General features: G+C 39.3%; 3 protein-coding genes. 2 read left to right on the top strand and 1 reads right to left on the bottom strand.

Annotation, left to right across the window (positions count from 1 at the left end; genetic code table 11):
* Nucleotides 1–1,920, top strand: a 1,920-nt coding sequence (locus tag B2X72_RS23950) for a BamA/TamA family outer membrane protein (protein ID WP_286851807.1), incomplete at its 5' end; no start/stop codon positions are given.
* A gap of 29 nt (nucleotides 1,921–1,949) precedes the next feature.
* Nucleotides 1,950–2,729 (top strand): helix-turn-helix domain-containing protein, encoded by a 780-nt coding sequence (locus B2X72_RS23945; RefSeq protein ID WP_112376171.1) that lies wholly within the window; start codon nucleotides 1,950–1,952, stop codon nucleotides 2,727–2,729.
* Nucleotides 2,730–2,775: 46 nt separating this feature from the next.
* Here the strand turns inward: B2X72_RS23945 and B2X72_RS23940 are convergent, their stop codons facing one another.
* Nucleotides 2,776–3,438 (bottom strand): DUF1349 domain-containing protein, encoded by a 663-nt coding sequence (locus B2X72_RS23940; protein ID WP_112376172.1) that lies wholly within the window; start codon nucleotides 3,436–3,438, stop codon nucleotides 2,776–2,778.
* Nucleotides 3,439–3,612: the final 174 nt, after the last annotated feature.

Genomic DNA, 3,612 nt, shown 5'->3' with positions numbered 1-3,612 from the left:
CTCGATTTTACGCTTGGGGACTGGGATCGTCATCAGGATAATTGGCGTTGGGATCCCGAAAAGGAAAAAGGTAAAAAGATCTATACTCCCGTCCCAAGGGATCGGGATAAGGTATATTATAAAACTTCGGGGGTATTTCCCACATTACTTTCCTATCAATGGCTGAAGGCTCATTTGCAACCCTTTAGTCCACATATTCGAAATGTGCCCCATTGGAATTTTAATGCGAGTACTTTTGATCATTTTTTTCTCACTCATCTTACAGAGGATGAATGGATTGACGAAATACAGTTTGTTCAGAAAACACTGACGGATTCGTTGATTCATCAAGCGATGTTAACGATGCCTGATACAATTGTGAAAATGAGTGCGAATGAATTGGAAACAAATATTCGTTCAAGAAGGGACGAGCTGATGGAAAGCGGACTGACCTATTATCGATTTCTTGCGCGTGTCGTTGAACTACCATTGTCCGCCAAATCTGAATTTGTGGATGTCGATTACAATAAGGATGGCTCGGTCACTGTCAATATCCACAACAAGAAAAAAGATGGTACCGAAGGACGAAAATTGCTAAAACGCACCTTTGTACTTGATCAGACCAAAGAAGTTCGTATATATGGCATATCGGGCACTGACGAATATAAGTTACATGGATCGGGCAAATCGCCCATAAAGATCCGGCTAATTGGGGGGGATGGACAGAATCTATATCGTACAACTGATAAATTTGCCAATGGTAGCAAAGTTTATATCTATGATGGTAAAAATCAGGTGCCGGGTGCTATGCAGGTTGATGATGCTATTCATCTGAAGTTGAGCAAAGACAGCGCTGTCCATAAGTTTGACTATGAAAATTTTATCTATGACCGTAAAGGGGTCGTTTTTAACCTAGATTATGGGGTTGATCGTGGACTTATTTTTGGACTGGGGTATATGATCGAGAATCAGGGGTTCAGAAAGAAGCCTTATGCCTATCGGCATCAGTTTCTAGGCAGTTATTTGACCGGTCGCGAATCATTTATGTTTGATTACAAAGGGAATTATAAAGATCTCATTGCAGGGCATGATCTTTATATTCATCTTTCGTCCCTTGGTCCCAAAAACCTGAGTAATTTCTTTGGATATGGAAACAATACTATTTTCGATAAATCGGATTCAAAGCGCATTTCGTATTACCGAAATCGATTTGATCTTGTGAGCGGTGACATTTTTCTGGAAAAGTACCTAGAACCTAAATTCAAGGTGTTCTATGGATCTTCTTCCGAATATTATACGAGTAAAGAATCGAATAATGTTGGACGTTATTTTGAGGAATTCCATCAAAAATATCCATCGGAACCTATCTATGGGAGTAATTTCTTCACTGGGGTCACCACTGGTATAGATTACGATACCCGCGATAATATCAGTAATCCAAAATCGGGAGTACATTTTCACACTAGATTGGGGTGGAATGCTGAAATCGGAGGGGAGGGCCGCAACTATACAAAATTACAGCATTCCATGAGTTTTTATAAAACGGTTGCCGACAACTATATTACTTTTGCTAATCGTGTGGGATTTGATGCGGTATGGGGAGATCCCTATTTTTATCAGCACGCACAAATTGGAGGAGAAATGAGCTTAAGAGGGTATAATTCTCGGCGATTTACTGGGAAAACAGCGCTTTATAATAATTTTGACATGCGATTGAAATTATTTAGCTACTCTTCTTATATCGTTCCTGGAACAGTCGGGGCAATTGGTTTCTATGATATAGGAAGAGTCTGGATGAGTCATGAAAATTCCAATGACTGGCATATGGGATATGGTGGCGGAATTTATTTTATGCCAGGAGATCTATTAACTATTCAAGGAGTAATAGGGTTCAGTAAAGAAGCAACCTTGCCTTATCTCCGAATTGGACTTTCTTTTTAAAGACCTAAAACGAAGCTTTTAAGTATAAAATGAAATCGGAGATCAAAAAAAAATTAGATAGAAATTTTGCTGAGCGTAGATTACGAAATAGCAACATCGATTTATCTGTGTTAAAACACTATAAGAGTTACGCAAAAACTTTTGCCGACATTCATAACGGTATAGTCGTACTGAGTGACCTGACGGCAAAATGGAGTTATACCTATATGGGGACAATTGCAGAACGACTTTACCTTCCTTCATATGACAAGAAGCTGGAAATAAACGGTATTTGGGAAGATTTTCTTCTCGAACGTGTTTACCCCGATGATTTGGCCATTAAGCATGCTTTGGAGCTTCAATTTCTCAACTTGGTCAAAAAAAAGGATCTGGCGGAGCGATTCAATTATCAAGCAAACAGTATACTTCGGGTCGAAGGGAGAGAGGGGCAAATCATCCAGCTGTCCCATCAGATTTTTTACTTGGACACCCCAGGACCGGAATTCCCCCAGCTGGCTTTATGCTGTTATACCTTACTACCAGAAACTGAAACTTCAATCAATCTTCGAAATTATATCCTCAATCAGGTAACAGGCGTAGTCCATCACTTAGATGGCTATGGTGCGAAAACTTCGATTAGTACACGAGAGAAAGAAATTTTAAGCTGCATCAAGGAGGGGATGATTAGTAAACGAATTGCCGAAAAACTAGGGTTGAGCATTAATACCGTTAACAGGCATCGGCAAAATATACTCCAAAAGCTTCGTGTACGAAATTCATATGAAGCAGTGAGTGTGTTTAACAAGATGCAGCAGGACATACTGACTTAAGATGACGCCCGTCTATGGGGCTGTCTTAGACGGGCGTCGATATTTTTTAGTTTGAATTATTCTCTTTCAGCCATTTGCTTCGACGTTGATCTGCAAGGTGTTTGATCGTAAAATAGTCAAATTTCGCCTGAAAGCCATTGCCGTCTGGTGAAGCTGCCATTAAACCAACCATAACAGGGTGATTATCCTGCAGCCAGGCATTCCTCATCATGATATACTCCTTGTCATCAAAAGAATAGAAAAATTCGACAGCATCTAATCGACGTATCGCTTTGATCCAAATAAAAGGGATTTCCTTATCTATTGGAATAATGCTCCAATCACTCGTTTTATGCGTAACGACCGTACTCAAATTGTATTTTCCATCCACAAATTCTATCCCTGCTTTTATATAGTTTTCATGATCAATGCGCAGCATGAGACCTGCTTGGTCAAAGCGGGTTTGGTAGTTCGCCGAGATCTTTGCCTTGACTTCAAACTCTCCCCCGCGTAGCGTATAGAAAAAGGGGGCGTCGTCTACTGTAAATCCATAATGAGAGATACGCCAATAATCGCTTTTAGGCGTAACGAACATCGAAAGTGAATTGTCTTTGATGTTCCATTCTGTTGGTTCGTTAAACCAAAGCATCTTATCCAATTTTTGTGCGCTGGCCTGCATCGTAAGCAATGGAAATAATGAAGCTGCTAAAAATGTCTTTATAGTTTTCATGTTTTTGTTTTTGTGATGATATTCATTTTCATCAGCAAAGATATTTAAGCATAGCCCAGGTTTTCAATACTGATAAATAACCATGATTTCAATAATTCATCCTATTGTAATTTATTTGCAATTTAATTGCATTTAATGTTTTTGCTACATAGTTGCAATAGTGAAAAATACTAT

Origin of the sequence: Sphingobacterium sp. UBA7253, from assembly GCF_002472745.1 — a bacterium.
GTDB lineage: Bacteria > Bacteroidota > Bacteroidia > Sphingobacteriales > Sphingobacteriaceae > Sphingobacterium > Sphingobacterium siyangense.
This window is presented reverse-complemented; position numbering and strand designations above follow the sequence as displayed.